This window comes from Amycolatopsis sp. NPDC051903 (assembly GCF_044452505.1).
Taxonomy (GTDB): Bacteria; Actinomycetota; Actinomycetes; order Mycobacteriales; family Pseudonocardiaceae; genus Amycolatopsis.
In genome coordinates this window covers 1,286-20,457 of the sequence record NZ_JBITBT010000017.1, presented here as the reverse complement: position 1 = coordinate 20,457, position 19,172 = coordinate 1,286, and the positions used below count along the sequence as shown (strand labels likewise).

Sequence of the window (19,172 nt, the reverse complement as noted above, 5' to 3'; positions counted from 1 at the left end):
AAAATGCCCGGCACGTCGACCGGAGGGCCCCATGGCAGCAGCGCCGCTGACCGGAACCCAGCAGCACACCAGCACGCAACCCGATCCCCGGCTGTGGAACGAAGACCTCGCGCCGGCGAAGGAACGGCGCTGGAAGGTCTACGACATCTTCGCGCTCTGGATGTCGGACGTGCACAACCTCGGCAACTACACGTTCGCGGCGGGCCTGTTCGTGCTCGGGCTCTCCGCGTGGCAGGTGTTCACGGCGCTGCTGTTCGGCTTCGTGATCATCTACGCGGGCATGAACCTGATGGGCCGCATCGGCCAGCGCACCGGGGTGCCGTTCCCAGTGGTGGCGCGCATCAGCTTCGGCACGTTCGGCGCGAACCTGCCCGCGCTCATCCGCGCCGTCATCGCCATCTTCTGGTACGGCATCCAGACCTACCTCGCGAGCGTCGCCGTGACGCTGCTGGTGCTCACGATCGCGCCGGGCCTGAAACCGTTGACGGAACACGGGTTCCTCGGTCTGCACGCGCTCGGCTGGATCTGCTTCGTGCTGCTGTGGGCCGCGCAGGGGCTCGTGCTCACCCGCGGCATGGAGGCCGTGCGCAAGTTCCAGGACTGGTGCGGGCCGCTCATCTGGGTCGTGATGATCGCGCTCGCCGTCTGGATCCTCGCCGCCGGGCACTGGCAGATCTCCCTGACCAGCAGCCCGGTGCGACTGTCCACAGGGGAGCAGGTGCGCCAGTGGTTCGGCGCGGCCGGCCTGATCCTGTCGACCTACGGCACGCTGATGCTCAACTTCTGCGACTTCTCCCGCTTCGCGCCCGACCAGAAGACGGTGCGGCGCGGCAACTTCTGGGGCCTGCCCATCAACTCGACGGCGTTCGCGCTGCTGTCGGTGATCGTCACCGCGGGCAGCCTCCAGGTGTTCGGCGAAGCCATCACCGACCCGGCCGAACTGCTGGCCCGCGTGCACAGCACCCCGGTGCTCGTGATCGGCGCGCTCACGTTCGCGATCGCCACGATGGGGGTCAACATCGTCGCCAACTTCGTCTCCCCCGCCTACGACCTCGCCAACATCTGGCCGAAGCGGATCACCTTCACCGTCGGCGGGGTGATCAGCGCCGTGGCCGCGCTGTGCGTGCTGCCGTGGAAGCTCTACTCCTCCCCCGTGGTGGTCAACTACTTCCTCGGCGGGCTCGGCGCGTTCCTCGGGCCGCTGTTCGGGATCATGATCGTGGACTACTACCTGATCCGGCGCCGCGAGGTCGACGTCGCGAAGCTGTTCGCGAAGGACGGGCCCTACCACTACCGCCACGGCGTGAACCCGCGCGCGCTCGCGACGTTCGGGCCCACGGCCGCGCTGTCGGCGGTGGTCGCGCTCGTGCCGTTCTTCGCGCCCGCCGCGCCGTACTCGTGGTTCATCGGGACGGCGTCGGCCGGGCTGGGCTACTTCGCCGTCATGCGGTCGAAGCGGGCCGCGTGATGCGCATCCTGGTGACCAACTGCAACACCACCGAGGCGATGACGAAGGAGATCGAAGCCGGAGCCCGCCTCGCCGCGAGCCCCGGCACGGAGATCCTCGCGCGCACGCCGGCGTGGGGCCCGGACTCGGCGGAGGGCTGGCTCGACAGCTTCCTGTCGGCCGCCGCTGTGCTCGATCTGTTGCGCAGCACGGAAGAACCGTTCGACGCCGTGGTGCTGGCGGGCTTCGGCGAACACGGCCGCGAGGCGGCACGCGAACTGCTCGCGGTCCCGGTGGTCGACATCACCGAGGCCGCCGCGCACTTCGCGGGTCTGCTCGGCCGCCGCTGGGGCGTGGTGACCACTCTGGACCGCACGTGCGGGCTCATCGAGGACAGCCTGCGCACCGCGGGCCTGGCCGACCACTGCGTCGCCATCACCGGCACCGGGCTCGGTGTGCTCGAGCTGCGCGACGAGGCCCGCACCGAGTCGGCGATGCTCACGGCCGCCCGGCGCGTGCGCGACGCCGGCGCGGAGGTCCTCGTGCTCGGCTGCGCCGGCATGACCGGCCTCGACCGGCGCCTGTCCGCCGCGCTCGACGTGCCCGTGGTCGACGGCGTGGCCGCAGCCGTCCGGCTTGCCGAATCCCTGGTGGCGCTGGGGCTGACCACGAGCCGCGCCGGCTCGTACGGCCGGCCGTTGCCTAAGCAGCGACTGTGGCACCCACCCGCTTGAGCTCCAGCGGCGGCCGGCCCGTGAGTGCACGGCTCCACGGCAGGCGCCGCAGCACCTCGACGATCAGGAAGGTGAGCGCCAGCGTCGCCGGGAACACGGCGACCGTCGTCCACGGCGCCCCGGCCCCGTCGCCGACGAACGCGATCAACGGCGCCAGGAGGGCCAGCGCGATCGGGTGCGCCAGGAAGATCGCGAACGACCGGTCCACCGCCCACGACACGAGCCGGCTCCCGCGCCGGCTCGATTCGGCCCAGCGCGTGCCGGCGAGGTAGAGCCCCGCGATCGCGGCGACGCACCACGGGATGAGGTAGGGCCGGAACGCGTCGCTCGCCAGCTCGGGCCACTCTCCGTTGTGGACACTGAGGAAGTAGCCCGCCTCGGCGACGGCGAGGGACCCCACCAGGCCGCCGGCCACGACCCACCGGTGGCGGCGCACCCACGCGTGCACGGCCTCGAAGTGCACGGCCGCCACGGCGCCGAGGACCGAGTAGAACTGGTACGGCAGCAGCGTGGTGAAGAACCGGCTGACGGTCGAGTACTCGACCCCTTCGGGCGGGTAGCTCAGGAACACCGTCACGGCGACCTGCAGCGCGCCGGAGCTTCCCAGCACGACCCACGGGTGCGCCCGGATCACCCGCACGAGCTTGAGCAGCAGCGGGAACAGCAGGTACACCTGCAGCGTCACGAGCAGGAAGTACAAGTGGTACCACGCCGTGCCGGTCACGATCTCGATCGCCAGTGCGCGCAGCGCGGCGGCGACCGACCCGGCGGGCTGCTCGGCCGTGAGCAGCGAGTAGGCCCAGTAGAGCACCGACCAGACCACGTACGGCACCGCGACGAGCGGCACCCGCTTGCGCCAGAACGTCCCGGCCCGCAACGGGCGGGCGCGGTACCGGAACACGAGCACGAACGTGGTCAGCGCGAAGAACGCCTCGCGCGTCAGGTGCAGCGGCGTCTCGAGCGCGTCGGAAACGACGTCCTGCGGGAAGGTCGTCGCGCCCAGCACGTGCATGAAGATCACGAGGACGAAGGTCATCAGCCGGTACAGGTCGAGCTGGCGCAGGTGCCCCCGCCGCGCCGCGCGTTCCGGCTCCCCCTGGGTGGGACGTGGGATCTCGGTGGTCGTCATCGGCGGGCGCGGCCCCGGGCTTCACAGTGGATCACACCCCCACACTTGCCCGATCACCTGTGAAACTGCCATGAACCGGCTGAGAACCGCCTTTTCCGCAGGAAGGGCGCAGTAACGACAATCACGTCGCGTCCACCCGCTGGGATTCGAGCGTCGCCGAGTGGTACATACCACTCGGCGATGGCTTCAGCTCGCCGTCCAGGGCCGGAGTTTCTCGGGGTTGCGGATCACCCAGATCCGCTTGATCTTCTCGCCCTCGATGTCGAACGCGAGCACCGTCACCGTGCTGCCGTTGTCCTGAGCCACCAGACCGGGCTGGCCGTTGACGGGGCGTTCCAGGAACGTCGTGGTGCCCGCCGCCCGCTTGGCGATTTCGATCCAGGCGCGCGCGATCTGCTCGGCGCCTTCGATGGGATCGAGGAAGGCGGTGGCGAGCCCGCCGCCGTCGGCGATCGCCGTGGCGTCCGGATCGAGCAGGCCGATCAGGGCCGTGATGTCCTGGGCTTCCCACGCCTGCTTGAAGTCCCGGACGAGACCGGCCTGCCGGGTCGTCGGGCTCGCGGGACCGTGCGCGGCGCGGATGCGTCGGCGGGCCGAGGACGCCAGCTGGCGACACGCCGCCGGGGTGCGGCCGACGATCTCGGCCACTTCGGGAAACGGGTAGCGGAAGACGTCGTGCAGGACGAACGCGACGCGCTCGGCCGGGGTCATCGACTCGAGCACCACGAGGAAGGCCATGCCGACCGACTCGTCCAGGGTGACCCGGTCGGCCGGGTCACCCGGCCTGCTGCCGAGCCATTCCGCCGGTCCGGGCAGCGGCTCGGGGATCCACTCGCCCACATAGGTCTCCCGCCGGGCCCGGGCCGAGCCGAGCAGGTTGAGGCAGATCCGCGTGGCCACCGTCGTCAGCCAGGCCCCGGGCGACTCGACGGCGTCCTGCTGGGCGCGCGACAGCGCGTACCAGCGGGCGTAGGTCTCCTGGACGGCGTCCTCGGCCTCGGCCAGCGAGCTGAGGAGCCGGTAGGCGAGGTTCAGCAGGTGCCGCCGCTCGCCCATGATCGCGGCGAGGCCCGGATCGGCCCCGCCGGGTCCCGGCTCGGAGGTGGTCATGGTCGCGTCGGCTCCCTCGGTCGCTGCTGCCCTCACCAGTTCGACCGGACAGCCCACCGGAACGTGAGGCCTCACATTCCGCGGGCGTGTGTTGTCGAACTGCCGAGACGAGCACACCACGCGACGACCAGCCAGGGAGACCCCATGACCGCCCCGACTCCGGCACCACCGTTCACCGCACCGGCTCCCGCGCCGAGCCTGCACCGCACGGCCACCGCGCTGACGGCGCACGGGTTCGCCGTCGAAATCCTCGACGACGCTGTCGCGGCGCGCGCCCGCGTCATCGACCTGATCCCCGCCGGCGCCAGCGTACTCACCGCGGCCAGCGAAACCCTCCGCCTGTCCGGCCTCGACGACGACCTCAACACCAGCGGCCGGTACCAGGCCGTGAGACCGCGAACGCTGGCCATGGACCGCGTCACCGCCGCCGACGAGATCCGGCGGCTTCGCGCCAGCCCCGACTTCATCGTGGGCAGCGTCGCCGCGGTCACCGAAACCGGCTCCGTCGTGATCGCCTCCGGCAGCGGCAGCCAGCTCCCCGGCTACGCGGGCGGCGCCGCCCACGCGATCTGGATCGTCGGAGCGCAGAAGATCGTCCCCGACCTGGACACCGCGCTGCGCCGCGTCGAAGACCACTGTCTCCCGCTCGAATGCGCCCGCGCCCAGGCGGTCTACGGCTGGCCCAGTGCCGTCAACCGCCTGCTCATCCTCAACGCGGAACCCGTCCCCGGCCGCAGCACCGTCATCCTGCTGCGCGAAGCCATCGGCTTCTGAGGCCACCGGAAGACGCTGTCCGATTGACACCGCCTCCCGCGGCCCAGCAGAATTCCGTCGCCACAGCCGCACCGCCGCCCGGTTGCCGTGGGGATCCCTGGCGTCCCCGGAAGTCGAAGGGCGAAACAGTGCGAAGGCAGTTACGCGTGCTCGGCGCGACCGCGCTCATTTCGGTACTCGCGGTGGTCCCGGTGAGCGGCACGACAGCGGCGGCGCAGCCGGTGCCGCACACGATCGTGGCGGACGGCAAGAAGCTGGCGCAGATCCGCGGCGCGCTGCGCAGCGGGCACGCCACCGCGGCCCAGCGCGCCGCGTTGAACACGGTGCTGGCCAAGGCGGACGACGCGCTCACCGCCGGTCCGTGGTCCGTGCTGGACAAGCCGACCACGCCACCCAGCGGCGACAAGCACGACTACCAGAGCCAGGCGCCCTACCAGTGGGCGAGCCAGCCGAAGACGCCCGACAACCCGCAGGGCTGCCCGTACGTGAACCGCGACGGCGAGCGCAACCCCGAGGCCGACGCGATCACCGACCACACCTACCGCATGGTGGCGTGGGACGCGATCTACTACCTCAGCACCGCCTGGTACTACACGGGCGACGCCAAGTACGCCCGGCGCGCGGCTCTCGACATCCGCACGTGGTTCCTCGACCCGGCCACGCGCATGAACCCGAACATGACCTACTCGCAGATCGTGCCGTGCAAGAACACGATCAGCGGCACGGGGATCATCGATTCGACGCAGTCGTTCACGCAGGTGGTCGACGCGTTCGCGCTGCTCGACGCCGGCGCGCCCGGCTGGTCCGGCCGCGACCGCTCCGGGATCCGCGACTGGCTCGGCCGCTACCTCACCTGGATGCAGACCAGTCCGCAGGCGAAGCTGGAACTGGCCGCCACCAACAACCACGGCACGTTCCTCGACCTGCAGAACGCCACCATCGCCGCCTACCTCGGCAAGACGGCCGAAGCGCGCGGGATCGTGACCGACGCGCTGCACAAGCGGTTCCCGGTGCAGTTCGACGCCGACGGCAACCAGCCCCTCGAGCTCACGCGCACGATTTCCTGGCACTACGTCAACTTCAACCTCACGGCGTGGGGCCGGATGGCGGAGGTCGGGCACAACCTCGGCGTCGACGTCTGGGGCTACGAGGCGAGCAACGGCGCGACGCTGCGCAAGGTCGTCGACCGGCTCATCCCCGCGGCGCTGAACGGCGCACCGTCGTGGCCGTACCCGCAGATCGGCGTGTTCGACCAGTCGATCGCCGCGGACATCTTCCACGCGGCCGCCGACGAAGCCCGCGACACCGACGCGGCGAACGCGCTCGAGCGGATGCCGCTGCCTGCCGGCGGGGACACGTGGCCGGCGCGCGTCACCTGTTTCCCGCTCGACCCGCCGCTCAAGTGACGGGCCGACCTTCGGCGGGCATTTCCGGACGAAACACCCCATAATGCCCACAGCCCGGAATTGGTCTAGTCCAAAGTATTGACTCTCCCCGTGGCCTGGTTCACATTCAGTCCGGGCCGGTACCGCTCAGGCAGTGATCCACACGTCGCGTGCCCCCTCCGCGCACCCCGCGTGCGCGGAGGGCCGTTCGCCTGCGCGAGGGAGAACCCATGCAGCACAAGGTATCCAGAAGAGCCGCGTGGCTCTCGGCCGCCGTCGCGGCCGTGGTCGTCGGCGGGCTCACGACGCTGGCCGGCCCGGCGGCGGAAGGCGCGGGGGCCGCTCCGGCCGCGAGCGCGCAAGCCGCCGCGTCGGGCGGCCTGCGCGTCGCCTACTACGACCAGTGGAGCATCTACCAGAACGCCTACTACCCCAAGAACGTCGACGCGCTCGCGGGCAACCTCGACTACCTGATCTACGACTTCGAGAACATCGATCCGGCCACCCTCACCTGCTTCGAGGCCACCAAGGCCAGCGATCCCGACCCGGCCGGGGAGAACAACCCGAACGCCGGCGACGGCGCGGGCGACGCGTTCGCCGACTACCAGAAGTCGTTCGGCTCGGACATCAGCGTCGATGGCACGGCCGACGCGTTCGGCATGCCCATCGTCGGCAACTTCCACCAGCTGCAGGAACTCAAGGCGCGTCACCCGAACCTCAAGGTCGTGCTCTCCCTCGGCGGCTGGACGTACTCGAAGTACTTCTCCGACGTGGCCGCCACCGACGCGTCGCGCAAGAAGTTCGTGAGCTCGTGCATCGACATGTTCATCAAGGGCAACCTCCCCTCGCAGGGCGGCTACGGCGGCCCCGGCACCGCGGCCGGGATCTTCGACGGGTTCGACATCGACTGGGAGTACCCCGGTTCGAACACCGGTCACCTCGGCAACCACGTCAGCGCGAACGACACGGCGAACTTCACCGCGCTGCTCGCGGAGTTCCGCTCGGAGCTCGACGCGCTGGGCGGCAAGCACTACTCGCTCTCGGCCGCGCTGCCGGGCGGGCAGGACAAGATCGCGAAGCTGCAGACCGACAAGATCGGGAACTACCTCGACTTCGCCGACGCGATGACCTACGACATGCACGGCGCGTGGGACGCGACCGGGCCGACGAACTTCCAGGACCCGCTCTACGGTTCGCCCGACGATCCGTCCGGCACCATCCCGCCGGGCACCGAGAAGTACACGACGGACGCGGTGATCAAGGCCTACACCCAGGGATCCTCCGCGTACGGCATCCCCGGCGGGTTCCCGGCGAACAAGCTCACGCTCGGCATCCCGTTCTACTACCGCGGCTGGACGGGCGTGCCCGCCGGCTCCAACCACGGCCTGTACCAGTCGGCGACCGGACCGTCGGCCGGGAAGACGTTGAGCGGCAACGTCCCCGGCATCGCGATGTACAAGGAACTGAGCGGCATCGTCGACAACCCGGCGGACACGTTCTTCGACCCGGCCACGCAGTCGGCGTGGTTCTACGACGGCACCAACTTCTACGGTGGTTCGTCGGCGCAGTCGATCAAGGCGCGCACGGACTACGTCCACTGCAACGGCCTCGCCGGCGCGATGATGTTCTCCCTCTACGACCTCGATCCGAACGCGACGCTGTTCAAGGACGTCGTCAACGGACTGGCGGCGTCCACGACGGGCTGCAGCTCCCCGCCGCCGACCAGTCCCACCACCCCGACCACCCCCACGACGCCCACGACTCCGACGACGCCCACCACCCCGACCACGCCGACGTCTCCGGGCGGCGGCTCGTGTTCGGCCCCGGCGTGGAGCGCCACCCAGGCGTACACCGGCGGCGCGGTGGTGTCGTACAACGGGCACCAGTGGACGGCCAAGTGGTGGACGCAGGGCGACACCCCCGGCGGTAGCCAGGGTGTGTGGACGGACAACGGCTTCTGCACCTCGAGCGGTGGCCCGACCACGTCGCCGGGCGGCGCGTGCCCGGCCGCGTGGAGCGCGGCGCAGGCCTACAGCGGCGGCGCGACCGTGTCGTACAACGGGCACAAGTGGACCGCGAAGTGGTGGACGCAGGGCGACACCCCGGGCGGCAGCCAGGGCGTCTGGGCCGACAACGGCGCCTGCTGAGCACGAAATCGACGGCGGGTCGCGGATCTCTCACCCTCGAAGAGACCCCGGCCCGCCGCCGACGTGCGGTGCGGTGCGGTCAGTTCCCGGCCGACGAGCCGACGCCCGGCGCGGGTGCCTGAGCGTTGCCGGCGATGCCGTAGCGGCCCGAGCCGCCGTCGAGCTGCTCGCGCAGGGCCAGCAGCGTCGCGACGCGCCCGGCGGCGGAGTCGACGTTGTCCACAGTGGACAGAATCGAGGTGGCGGAGGTGTCGGCGCGCACCACGCCGAGCGGGCCGGAGCCGTCGGCCGACCCCGGGTCGCCGGCGAGCACGGTGCCCGCGCCGGAGCGGTCGAGCTGCGTCGCGAACCGCGCGATCGTCGCGGCGCGGTCCCCCGCGCCTTCGCCCGTCTGCTGCGCGCCGGTCAGCACGATGGCCAGCTGCGCGGGCTGCACACCCTGGCTGGGCTTCACGAAGCCGCCGTCGGTGAGCCCGCCCAGCGCCGCGGCCAGCTCGTCACCCGTGGACTGCGGTTTGGCGGTGCTCTTGTCCAGCAGCAGCACCGAACCCAGCAGCGCGCCGGCGAGCGTGCCGGAGTCCCCCGCGGTCGGGAAGTGCGAACCCGCCGGCTGCAGGCGCGTGACGACGTCGCGCAGCTGATCGGCCTTCTCCGGATCGGTGAACGCGTCGGTCAGCTGCAGCTCCCCCGTCACCGACGCTCCGGACTGCTGCACGAGCTGCTTGAGCGCGTCGCGGTCGGCCGGGCGCGCGTCCTCGGTGGTCACGAGCACCACCGAGCGCTTGTCGAGCGTGCCGGCCACGACCTTCGGGCCCATCGACCCGGCGAACGCGTCGGCGTCGGACAGGCGCGCGTTGAGCGCGTTGCGCTGCGCTTCGAGGTCGGAAACCTGCGTGCCGAGGTCCTTCTTCTGGTCCGACAGGCCCGAGAGCAGCGAACCGTTGAGCGCGGTGGACCCCAGCACCACGCCGACGGCCAGCGCGAGGAAACACGCGGTGATGGAAACGATGTGGTAGCGCAGGGAAATCACGTGAAGAGCCCCTTCACCCAGGTCGTGAACGTGGTCCAGGTGTGCTGGATCCAGTCCAGGTAGACGGAGCCGACGTCGGAGACGAGCAGGGCGGCGACCACCACGACGACGGCGGCGAGAACGAGCAGCGCGACGGCGCCCAGCGACACCCTGCTGCGGTGCAGCGTCGCGACGGCCTTGCCGTCGACCAGCTTCGTGCCCAGCTTGAGCCGGGTGAGGAACGTCGACGGGTTGGAGCCCGAGCGGCCGTGGTCGAGGAACTCCCGCAGCGTGGCCTGGAACCCGACGGTGACCACGAGGCTCGCGCCGTGCGCGTCGGCCAGCAGCAGGGCGAGGTCCTCGGAGTTGCCGGTCGCCGGGAACGTGACCGCGCCGATGCCGAGGTCCTGGATGCGCTCGACGCCGGGCGCGTGGCCGTCGGGCTGGGCGGGCACCACGACCTCACCACCGCTGCGCAGCGTCGCGGTGCCGATGCCGGTCGGGTCGCCCACGATCACGTCGGGCGGGTAGCCCTGCGCGCGCAGGGTGTCGGCGCCCGCGTCGACGCCGACCACCACCGGCCGGTGCTCCCCGATGTACTTCTTGAGCCGCTTGAGGTCCTCGGCGTGGCCGGTGCCGCCAGCGACGACCAGCACGTGCCGGTCGCGCATCGGCGCCCGCAGCTCGGGCACGCCGACCCCGTCGAGGATCAGCGTGCGCTCGCGGCGCAGGAACTCGATGGTGTTGGCCGAGAACGCCTCCAGCTGCGTCGACATCCCGGCCTTGGCCTCGATCATCTGGTCGGCGACGCTCTCGGCCGTCTGCTCGACGCCCGAGGCGATCTGGCGCTCCCCGATGAACACGCCGCCTTCGTGGACACGCAGCTTCGTGCCGTCCTTGACCGTGCGCAGCAGCTCGCCGCCGACCGAGTCGATGAGCGGGATCCCGGCGTCGACGAGGATCTCCGGGCCCAGGTTCGGGAAGCGGCCGGAGATCGACGGCGACGCGTTCAGCACCGCGGCGACCTCGGCGTCGACCAGCGCGTCGGCCGTCGCCCGGTCGAGGTCGAGCTGATCGAGCACCACCACGTCGCCGGCACTGACGCGGCGCAGCAGCTCCCGCGTGCGGCGGTCGACCCGCGCGACGCCGGTGATGCCGGGGAGGGCTTCGTGGTTTCGCGCGAGCAGACCGGTGAGCTTCATGTGGCTGATGGTGACAAATTTGAGCGTGGGACGAACGCCGACGCGCCGAAGCGGGCGTGACTCATTGTGGTGAGCCGTGTCGCCGCAGGCGGCCGTTCAGGGTTGGATGGGGGGTTCCGCCGCGGCGAAATCGAGGTTCGTCCAGGGGCTCGCCTGATCTTGAAGCAGCAGGTGGTGGACCCGCGCCGCCGACTGGTACTCCTCGCCGAAACCCTCGTCGTCCAGGGCGAGGACGCGGCCCATGACGTAGCTCGCGGACAGCTGGGCCCATGACTGGTGGTAGCGGCGCGCCACCGCGCCGGCCTCCAGGACCATCAGCTCGGCGGTGAGCGCGTCGCAGTGGCCGACGGCCAGACCCCAGCGCGCCATCGCCACCGCCCGGGCGACGTCCCAGCCGACGGTTGTCGCGACGCCCCGGCCCGGGGGCAGCAGCCCGTCCGCGCGGAACCGCTGTTCGTACCGCACCACGCGGCGCACGACGCCGGTGAGCTCGGCCGCTTGGTCCTGCACGCCGTTCTCCGCGCACCAGCGCAGCACGAGCTCGGCCCACGACAGCGGGTCGAGGTCGCCGCCGTGCCGGGCGCGCAGGACGAGCACCAGGTTGCCCGGCGTGAGCGCGTACCCGTCGCCGACCAGGCCGGCCATCGCGGTGCGCCAGCCGGCCGCGTCGGACACACCCCACCAGTCGCGCAGGCCGCGGACCTCGGCGACGTAGTCGTGGTAGCGCGCACCGAGCACGTTCCACGGCTCCGCGGTGAGCACGGCCTGGTGCGCGCCGCACGCGAGCGCGTGGGCGAGCGGGCCGTCGAAGTGGCCGTAGCGCGCAGTGTTGAGCCGCTCGACCTGCTGTTCGACGGCCGTGACGCGGTGCGGGTTCGCGTCGAGCCACGGCAGCGCGGCCGACGCGGGCACGTGCCACTCGCCGAGCGTGCCGCGGTTGAAGACCACCTGCTCGTCGGCGCCGAGGCCGTGCAGCGCCCAGTCGAGGTCGCCGCTGAGGAACACCACCTCGGACCCGAGGTCGGGCAGCGCGCCGCGCGTGAACACCTGCAGCGCGTGCTCGGCGCAGCACGGTTTCGCCGACGACCAGGCGCGGTCGTCGGCCAGCTTCTCCGCGTCTTCCCGGTGGATGGGCACGAACAGCTCTTCGTCGCCGAGGAGCCCGAGGAACCGGTCGAGATCGCCGTCGCGCCGGGCCTGGGCGAGTTCCGCCTCGACGTCGGCCACCGCGGCCCAGATCATGACGTGGGATCAGCCCTTCTTGGCGCGCTTGCGCTTGGGCGCCGCGGCCGCCTTGTCCTTCTCCGCCACGGCGAGCAGCTCTTCGGCGTGGGCGCGGCCGGTCTCCGTGCCGTCCATGCCGGCGAGCATGCGCGCGAGCTCCTTCACGCGTTCACCCTGCTCCAGCAGCTTCACGCCGCTTCGCGTGACGCCGCCGCTGGTGCCCTTGTCCACCACGAGGTGCTGGTCGGCGAACGCGGCGACCTGCGGCAGGTGCGTCACCACGAGCACCTGGTGGGTACGCGCGAGCCGGGCCAGGCGGCGGCCGATCTCGACCGCGGCGCGGCCGCCGACGCCGGCGTCGACCTCGTCGAACACCAGCGTCTGCACGGTGTCGGCGTGGGCGAGGACGACCTCGATGGCCAGCATCACCCGCGAGAGCTCACCGCCGGAGGCCGCCTTGTGCACCGGCAGCGGCGGGGCGCCGTTGTGCGCGCGCAGCAGCAACTCGACCTCGTCGATGCCGTCGGGACCCGCGTGGACCGCGTGGCCGTCGATCGCCAGCGCCTGGCGGTCGCCGTGCTCGGCGGGCCGCTGCTCGACGGTGATCTCCAGCTCCGCCTGCCCCATCGCGAGGCCGGACAGCTCCTTCGTGATCGCCGACGCCAGCTCGGCCGCGGCCTTGCCGCGCGCGGCCGACACCTCGGTGGCGTTGCCGGCCAGCTGCGCGGCGAGTTCGTCGCGGCGGCCGGCCAGTTGGGCGAGCGCTTCCTCGGACGTGTCCATCGACTCGAGCCGGCGGCGGGCGTCGTCGGCCCACGCCAGCACCCCGTCGATGTCGGCCGCGTACTTGCGGGTGAGGCGCTTGAGGTCGGCCTGGCGCGCGAGCACCTTCTCCAGCAGCCCCGGATCGGCGTCCAGCCCCTCGACGTAACCGCCGAGCTCCGCGCCGACGTCGGTGAGCAGCACCGACGCCTCCTCCAGCCGCGGCACGAGGTCGCGCAGCGCTGAATCCTCGGCCGAGACGAGGCGGCGGACCGCTTCGCCGACGAGCCCGAGCGCACCCGGCGCGTCGGGATCGCCGTCGGGCGAACCGGACACCGCGACGTGGGCCTCGGTCGCCGACGCGCGCAGCTCGTCGACCGCCATCAGCCGCTTGATCTGCTCGGTGAGCTCCACGTCCTCGCCCGGCTCCGGCGCCACGGCGTCGATCTCCGTGAGGCCGTGCTTGAGGAGGTCGGCCTGCTGGGCCATCTCGCGCGAGCGGGTGGATCGCTCAGTGAGCTCGGCGATGATCGCGAGCCACTCCTCCCGCACCTCGCGGTAGGTCGCCAGCGGCCCGGTCACGGCGGTGCCCGCGAACCGGTCGATCACGGCCCGCTGCTCGCTCGGGCGCAGCAGCCGCAGCTGGTCGTTCTGCCCGTGCACGGCGATCACCTGCTCGGACAGGTCCGCCAGCACCCCGACCGGCACGGACCGGCCGCCCAGGTGCGCTCTCGAGCGCCCGTCGACGGCCACCGTGCGCAACGCGATCACGCTGCCGTCCTCGTCGATGTCCGCGCCCGCGTCGGTGACGATGCGGCTCGCGGCGTCCGCCTTGTCGAGGGTGAACCGGCCCTCCACGAAGGCCTTGAGCATTCCGTTCCGGACTTTGGACGCCTCGGCCCGCCCGCCGGAGAGCAGGTGCAGCCCGGTGACGACCATGGTCTTCCCGGCCCCCGTCTCACCGGTGACGACGGTGAAGCCCGGGTGCAGTTCCAGCAGGGCGTCCTCGATGACTCCGAGGCCCTGGATGCGCATCTCGGCCAGCACGACGCATACGGTAGCCGCCCCCACCGACCTTCCGTGCGCTCGACCGGTGCTAACGCTCCTTTTGGCTGGTCGAACGCTTGTGCGAACGCACCGCGGCCGGGCGTGTCGCGAGTCACCCGCGACCGGCAGCCGGGTCAGACGGAACGGCCACCGCTGCGGCGTTCGCGCCAGCTGCGGACCGGGAGGCCGAACTTGTACACCAGCCGATCGGTGAACACGCCCTCCCACAGGCGCACGAGCCGCACCGGGCGCTGACCGCAGACGACGCGGACGAGGGAGCCCGGCGGCATGTCGAAGCTGCGCAGTCCGTCGCACGTCAGGACCGCGCTGTGGCCCGCCGGGTCGATGCCGACGGTGATCACCGAGTCGGGTGAGACGACGAGGGGCCGGGCGAACAGGGCGTGGGCGTTGCTGGGCACCACGAGCAGCGCTTCGACGTCCGGCCACATGATCGGGCCGCCGGCGGAGAACGCGTACGCGGTGGAGCCCGTGGGCGTCGCGCACAGGACCCCGTCGCAGCCGAAGGAGGAGACCGGACGGCCGTCGACCTCGATGAGGGCGTCGAGCACGCGCTCACGCGAGAACTTCTCGACGCTCGCCTCGTTCAGCGCCCACGTGCGGTACAGCTCGGTGCCCCCGTTGGTCACGGTGACGTCGACCGTCATCCGCTCCTCGACGTGGTACTCGCGGTCGACCACGCGCTGCACGGCATCGGCGAGCGCGTCGGAGTCGGCTTCGGCGAGGAACCCCACGCGGCCGAGGTTCACGCCCAGCACCGGCACACCGGCCGGGCGCGCGAGCTCGGCCGCCCGCAGCAGCGTGCCGTCGCCGCCGAGGACGAACACCAGCTCCGCCCCGCGCGCCGGGTCGTCCTGCGGGGCGACGACGGTGCACGGCATGGCCATGCAGCCGTCGGGATCGATGAGGCGCTGCACGTCCTCGTCGGTCACGCGCAGCCGGATCCCGGCCTTCGTGAACCGCGCGGACACCTCGCGGGCGGCCTCCCGGGTGGTCTCCCGGTCCGGGTGCGCGACGAGCAGCACTTCGCGTTCGGTGGTCACTGTGGTCCTTCCTCGACAGCGGTTCGCACGAGCCGCTCGACGTCGTCCACAGTGCCATCGCCGGTGCCGGGTGCGCCCGCGTCTTGACGGCGAACCTCGTCACGGCGGATCTCCTGGCGGCGGATCTCGTGGCGACGCAGCCACACGAAGTACTCGACGTTGCCCGACGGCCCCGGCAGCGGGCTCGCGACGACGCCGCGCAACGCGAGCCCGAGCTTCGCGGCCTCGGCGAGCACTCCGAGCACGGACTGGACGCGCAGCTCCGGATCGCGGACGACGCCGCCGCTGCCGAGCCGGTCCTTGCCGACCTCGAACTGCGGTTTGACCATCGGTACCAGGTCGGCGCCCTCGCGTGCGCACGCGACGAGCGCCGGCAGCACGAGCTTGAGCGAGATGAACGACAGGTCGCCGACGACGAGGTCGACCTGGCCGCCGAGCACGTCGGGAGTCAGGTTGCGCACGTTGGTGCGGTCGAGCACGACCACGCGGTCGTCGGTCTGCAGCCGCCAGTCGAGCAGACCGCGGCCCACGTCGGCGGCGACGACGGTGGCGGCGCCGTGGCGGAGCAGGACGTCGGTGAACCCGCCGGTCGACGCGCCGGCGTCGAGGCAGCGGCGGCCCTCGACCGTGAGCCCTTCGGGGCCGAACCTTTCGAGCGCTCCCAGCAGTTTGTGCGCGCCGCGCGAAGCCCAGCCGGGGTCGTCCTCGTCCTTGACCACGATGGGGGCGTCGTTCTCGACGCCGGTGGCGGGTTTGGCCGCGACCATCCCGCGCACGGTGACCTTGCCGCCGGTGATCAGCGCCGACGCCTGTTCCCGGGAGCGGGCCAGGCCGCGGCGAACCAGTTCCGCGTCGAGGCGGGCCCGTTTGGGCACGCCGGTCAGACCCGGTCGATGCTGGACAGGGCCACGGTCAGCTCGGTGTGCACGGCCTCGAAGCGGTCGACGTGCTCGGCGAGAGGGACCGAATTCAGGTCGTCCAGGCCCGCCACGGCTTCGTCGATCCCCGCGCGGGGATCGGTCTGCTGCGGGCCGGGACCGGGTACCGGCGGAGGGCCCGGCACGGGCCGGGGGGCGTTCGGTTGCACGGTCCCAAACTACCAGTCAGACCAGGCCGAGCCCGGTCAGCGCCGCCCCGGCCGCGTCGCCGTCCGCGCGCACCTCGGTCACGCCCGTCTCCCACGCCGCCTGGCACAGCGCGCGGAGCAGGTCGAGCGCGGCGCCGTCGCCGCGGACGGTCAGCGCGTCGCCCGGTGTGATCTCCCAGCCGGGCCGCGGGCCGATCTTCAGCTCGTCGGCGCGCTGGGTGAGCGCGGTCAAGTCGGCGGCGAGGTGCGTGGGGCGTTCGGCGGGGATCGCGTGCACGAGGTCCTTCGCCGTCGACACGCCCGAGAGCACCGCGAGCACGTCGACGCCCGCCGCGACGGCACCGGCGATGTCCGTGTCCAGCCGGTCGCCCACGACCAGCGGACGGCTCGCGTCCGCCGACCGCGCGGCCGTCTGGAGCAGCAGCGGCTGCGGCTTGCCGGCGACGACCGGCTCGGTGTCGGTGGCCGACCGCAGCGCGTTGACCATGGAGCCGTTGCCCGGCAACAGCCCGCGTTCGGTGGGCAGGGTGGCGTCGACGTTGCAGGCGACCCACAACGCGCCCGCGCGGATGGCCAGGCACGCCTCGGCGAGGTCGGCCCACGCCGTGTCCGGCGAGTGCCCCTGCACGACGGCGGCCACGTCGGGGCCGGTCCGGCGCGTGGTCGTGAGGCCCTGCGCGATCACCTCGGCGGCCAGCGAGTCCGTGCCGACGACCAGCACCTGCGCGCCCGTGGGCACGCGTTCGCCGAGCACGGCGGCGGCGGCCTGGGCGCTCGTGTGCACCTCGTCGACCTCGGCCGCCAGCCCGAGCCCGCGCAGGTGCGCCACGACGTCCTCGGGCGCCTTCGAGGCGTTGTTCGTCACGAACCGGACGGCCGCCCCGTGTTCCCGCACCGCCGCGACCGCCTCCGGCGCTCCCGCGATGACCTGCGAGCCGTGGTAGACGGTGCCGTCGAGGTCGAACAGGACCGCGTCGTAGGCCGCCAGGAGCGCGTCACTCATCCGCGAGCTCCGCGGCCCGCTCGGCGGCGTCGGTCTCGTCGTCGTTGTCGGCTTCCGCCGCGTTCAGGAACCAGCGCAGGGCCTCGTCCTTGCGCCCGGCGGCCGCCAGGTTGTCGGCGTACGCGTAGAACAGGCGCGCGCTCCACGGGTCCCGCTTCGACGGCACGAGGTCCGGGCCTTGCAGCGACACCACCGACGCGTCCACCTGCCCGAGATCCCGCCGCGCCCCCGCGGCAACGATCGCGAGCTCCACCTGCGTCGCCTTCGACAGCCGGTTCTTGTCGGCTTCCTTCGCCAGGTCCAGCGCCCGCTCCGGACGGCCCAGCGCACGCTCGGCGTCGGCGATGATGGCGAGGTGCTCGTCGCTGCGGGTCATCCGCCGCACGGCCCGCAGCTCCGACAGCGCCTCCTGCCAGTTGCCGGCGTGGTAGGCCGTCAGCCCGAGCGCCTCCCGCACGATCGGCACCCGCGAAGCCTTCGTCTTGGCGTACTTGGCGTGCTCCAGCGCCGCCTCCGGGTCGACGTCGATCAACCCACCCGCGGCGACCAGGTGCTTCCCGACGGTCTCCGCCAGGCCCTTCGGCAACGTCAGCAGCTCACGGCGGACCTCTTCGTCGAGATCGGAGTACTCCACGCCCTCCGGCAGCTCCGGCGCTTCGAGCAGCTCGCGGGCCAGAGCCGCGTCGTCGAGCTCCTCCCCACCGGCGCGGGTGCGCTTGCCCCGCACGGGCCGCTCGTCGCGGTCACCGCGCCCCGGCCGGTCCTCACGCCCGCCACGGCTGTCACGGCTGTCACGGCTGTCACGGCGCGGACGATCGCGGTCGTCGCGGTGGGACCGCTCGCCACCGTCCCGCTCGTCACGACCGGACCATTCGCTCCCGCTGCGCCCGTCGCTGCCGGACCTCTCGTGGCTGTCGCGGTCGCGCGAGGACCGCTCGCTGCCTTCCACGGCGTCACCGTGGGACGGCTCGACACTGTCGCGGCCGTCGCGGGTGGATCGCTCGTCGCCGTCACTGTCGTCAGTACCGGCGCCGTCGGCCTGGTCGCGGTCGGCGGTGCCGCCGTCCTGGCTGTCGCGGGCGGATTCGTCACGATCGTCGCGCGAGGACTCCTCGAGGCCACCGGCGCCGTCGATCACATCGCCGCGGTGGGCGGCGTCCGCCTCGTCGGTGCGAGAGGACCGCTCGGTCGCAGGCGCGACGTCGTCATCAGTCGACCGGTCGTCCTGGTCGCTGTCGCGAGAGGACCGGTCGTCGCCGGTTTCGCGGTCAGTCGCGAAGTCCGCGTCCGCAGCGCCGTCTTCCACCAGGTCGGCGGTGAAGCGGTCGCCGTCGCCGGCGTCAGCGATGGCGAAGTCGTCGTCGCGGGTGGTGCCGCCGGGGATGAGAGCATCGTCGTCGGTGAGGTCGAAGTCCTCCGAGCCGAAGCCCCGCGTTTCGGCACGCTCGTCGCCGGCGCGGTCGAAGTCCTTGCGCGGGCCCGAATCCGCGGAGTCGCGACGGCCGCGGAAGCCACCGCGGTCGCCCCGGTTGTCGTCACGGTTCCAGGAGCCGCGGTCACGCTGGCCGCCCTCGCGGCGGTCAACCCCGCGCGAACCGCCCCGATCATCACGACGGTCCCCGCGGAACCCACCACGATCATCCTTGCGGAAGCCCGATCCGGAGCTGCGGAACCCGCCGCTCGAGCCGCGGTCATTCCGGAAGCCACCGTCGCGGTCGTTGCGGGTGCCGCCACCGTCACGGTCCCGGTAGCCGCCCTTGTCCCGGTCGTTGCGGAAACCGCCACCATCGCGGTCGCGGTACCCGCCCTTGTCCCGGTCATTGCGGAAACCGCCACCGTCACGGTCGCGGTACCCGCCCTTGTCCCGGTCATTGCGGAAACCGCCGCCATCGCGGTCGCGGTACCCGCCCTTGTCGCGGTCGTTCCGGAAACCGCCACCGTCACGATCGCGATAGCCGCCCTTGTCCCGGTCATTGCGGAAACCGCCGCCATCGCGGTCGCGGTACCCGCCCTTGTCGCGGTCGTTCCGGAAACCGCCACCGTCACGATCG

The 19,172-nt window shown here is 72.1% G+C and carries 17 protein-coding genes; 6 read left to right on the top strand and 11 right to left on the bottom strand.

Annotated features, from left to right (window positions below; genetic code table 11):
- Window positions 1–31: 31 nt before the first annotated feature.
- Window positions 32–1,468, top strand: coding sequence for an NCS1 family nucleobase:cation symporter-1 (locus tag ACIA77_RS29660; RefSeq protein WP_395889283.1), 1,437 nt, complete (start codon window positions 32–34; stop codon window positions 1,466–1,468).
- Complete coding sequence (locus ACIA77_RS29655) at window positions 1,468–2,181, top strand: aspartate/glutamate racemase family protein (protein WP_395889391.1); 714 nt, start codon at window positions 1,468–1,470, stop codon at window positions 2,179–2,181. Before ACIA77_RS29660 ends, ACIA77_RS29655 begins: the two co-directional genes overlap by 1 nt.
- Here the strand turns inward: ACIA77_RS29655 and ACIA77_RS29650 are convergent.
- Together ACIA77_RS29650 and sigJ are read right to left on the bottom strand one after the other, a co-directional pair.
- A complete protein-coding gene (locus ACIA77_RS29650) occupies window positions 2,150–3,310 on the bottom strand; it encodes an acyltransferase (protein ID WP_395889282.1) in 1,161 nt (386 codons plus the stop codon). The genes ACIA77_RS29655 and ACIA77_RS29650 overlap by 32 nt on opposite strands.
- A 186-nt stretch (window positions 3,311–3,496) precedes the next feature.
- Window positions 3,497–4,420, bottom strand: coding sequence for an RNA polymerase sigma factor SigJ (gene sigJ / locus ACIA77_RS29645; RefSeq protein WP_395889281.1), 924 nt, complete (start codon window positions 4,418–4,420; stop codon window positions 3,497–3,499).
- A 144-nt stretch (window positions 4,421–4,564) separates the two neighbouring features.
- Here sigJ and ACIA77_RS29640 point away from each other — a divergent pair, with 144 nt between their 5' ends.
- The 3 genes from ACIA77_RS29640 to ACIA77_RS29630 all read left to right on the top strand — a co-directional run bounded on the left by ACIA77_RS29640 (window position 4,565) and on the right by ACIA77_RS29630 (window position 8,726).
- Window positions 4,565–5,194: an LUD domain-containing protein gene (locus tag ACIA77_RS29640; protein ID WP_395889280.1), complete on the top strand. Its 630-nt coding sequence runs from the start codon at window positions 4,565–4,567 to the stop codon at window positions 5,192–5,194.
- A gap of 191 nt (window positions 5,195–5,385) precedes the next feature.
- The gene (locus tag ACIA77_RS29635) at window positions 5,386–6,600 is read left to right on the top strand and encodes an alginate lyase family protein (RefSeq protein WP_395889279.1); all 1,215 of its coding nucleotides are present in this window, start codon (window positions 5,386–5,388) and stop codon (window positions 6,598–6,600) included.
- A gap of 209 nt (window positions 6,601–6,809) precedes the next feature.
- Window positions 6,810–8,726, top strand: coding sequence for a glycosyl hydrolase family 18 protein (locus tag ACIA77_RS29630; protein ID WP_395889278.1), 1,917 nt, complete (start codon window positions 6,810–6,812; stop codon window positions 8,724–8,726).
- Window positions 8,727–8,805: 79 nt separating this feature from the next.
- Here ACIA77_RS29630 and ACIA77_RS29625 read toward each other — a convergent pair whose 3' ends face one another.
- The 9 genes from ACIA77_RS29625 to ACIA77_RS29585 all read right to left on the bottom strand — a co-directional run bounded on the left by ACIA77_RS29625 (window position 8,806) and on the right by ACIA77_RS29585 (window position 17,848).
- Window positions 8,806–9,756, bottom strand: a complete 951-nt coding sequence (locus tag ACIA77_RS29625) for a copper transporter (protein ID WP_395889277.1) — start codon at window positions 9,754–9,756, stop codon at window positions 8,806–8,808.
- Window positions 9,753–10,937 carry a putative cytokinetic ring protein SteA gene (gene steA, locus ACIA77_RS29620; RefSeq protein WP_395889276.1) on the bottom strand — a complete coding sequence of 395 codons (1,185 nt, stop codon included), beginning with the start codon at window positions 10,935–10,937 and terminating at the stop codon, window positions 9,753–9,755. The genes ACIA77_RS29625 and steA overlap by 4 nt, the downstream gene beginning before the upstream one ends.
- Window positions 10,938–11,033: 96 nt before the next feature.
- Window positions 11,034–12,179, bottom strand: a complete 1,146-nt coding sequence (locus ACIA77_RS29615) for a DUF1266 domain-containing protein (RefSeq protein WP_395889275.1) — start codon at window positions 12,177–12,179, stop codon at window positions 11,034–11,036.
- 9 nt (window positions 12,180–12,188) lie between these two features.
- Entirely contained in the window at window positions 12,189–13,970 is a 1,782-nt protein-coding gene (gene recN / locus ACIA77_RS29610) for a DNA repair protein RecN (protein ID WP_395889274.1), read from the bottom strand.
- Between the two features lie 134 nt (window positions 13,971–14,104).
- Window positions 14,105–15,031, bottom strand: a complete 927-nt coding sequence (locus tag ACIA77_RS29605) for an NAD kinase (protein WP_395889273.1) — start codon at window positions 15,029–15,031, stop codon at window positions 14,105–14,107.
- Entirely contained in the window at window positions 15,028–15,906 is an 879-nt protein-coding gene (locus ACIA77_RS29600) for a TlyA family RNA methyltransferase (RefSeq protein ID WP_395889272.1), read from the bottom strand. The genes ACIA77_RS29605 and ACIA77_RS29600 overlap by 4 nt, the downstream gene beginning before the upstream one ends.
- Window positions 15,907–15,911: 5 nt before the next feature.
- Complete coding sequence (locus tag ACIA77_RS29595) at window positions 15,912–16,118, bottom strand: hypothetical protein (protein WP_395889271.1); 207 nt, start codon at window positions 16,116–16,118, stop codon at window positions 15,912–15,914.
- Window positions 16,119–16,134: 16 nt separating this feature from the next.
- On the bottom strand, window positions 16,135–17,121 hold the full coding sequence (locus ACIA77_RS29590; protein ID WP_395889270.1) for an HAD-IIA family hydrolase: 987 nt from the start codon (window positions 17,119–17,121) through the stop codon (window positions 16,135–16,137).
- Entirely contained in the window at window positions 17,114–17,848 is a 735-nt protein-coding gene (locus ACIA77_RS29585) for a hypothetical protein (RefSeq protein WP_395889269.1), read from the bottom strand. The genes ACIA77_RS29590 and ACIA77_RS29585 overlap by 8 nt, the downstream gene beginning before the upstream one ends.
- A 180-nt stretch (window positions 17,849–18,028) precedes the next feature.
- Here ACIA77_RS29585 and ACIA77_RS29580 point away from each other — a divergent pair.
- A partial coding sequence (locus ACIA77_RS29580; RefSeq protein ID WP_395889268.1) for a hypothetical protein occupies window positions 18,029–19,172 on the top strand: 1,144 nt, incomplete at its 3' end.

What these genes read in the sequence shown, in the direction of transcription:
- ACIA77_RS29650 (WP_395889282.1), bottom strand. Translation starts at nt 3,310, where the DNA reads ATGACGACCACCGAGATCCCACGTCCCACCCAGGGGGAGCCGGAACGC.
- sigJ (WP_395889281.1), bottom strand. Translation starts at nt 4,420, where the DNA reads ATGACCACCTCCGAGCCGGGACCCGGCGGGGCCGATCCGGGCCTCGCC.
- ACIA77_RS29655 (WP_395889391.1), top strand. Translation starts at nt 1,468, where the DNA reads ATGCGCATCCTGGTGACCAACTGCAACACCACCGAGGCGATGACGAAG.
- ACIA77_RS29630 (WP_395889278.1), top strand. Translation starts at nt 6,810, where the DNA reads ATGCAGCACAAGGTATCCAGAAGAGCCGCGTGGCTCTCGGCCGCCGTC.
- ACIA77_RS29615 (WP_395889275.1), bottom strand. Translation starts at nt 12,179, where the DNA reads ATGATCTGGGCCGCGGTGGCCGACGTCGAGGCGGAACTCGCCCAGGCC.
- ACIA77_RS29590 (WP_395889270.1), bottom strand. Translation starts at nt 17,121, where the DNA reads ATGAGTGACGCGCTCCTGGCGGCCTACGACGCGGTCCTGTTCGACCTC.
- steA (WP_395889276.1), bottom strand. Translation starts at nt 10,937, where the DNA reads ATGAAGCTCACCGGTCTGCTCGCGCGAAACCACGAAGCCCTCCCCGGC.
- ACIA77_RS29640 (WP_395889280.1), top strand. Translation starts at nt 4,565, where the DNA reads ATGACCGCCCCGACTCCGGCACCACCGTTCACCGCACCGGCTCCCGCG.
- ACIA77_RS29660 (WP_395889283.1), top strand. Translation starts at nt 32, where the DNA reads ATGGCAGCAGCGCCGCTGACCGGAACCCAGCAGCACACCAGCACGCAA.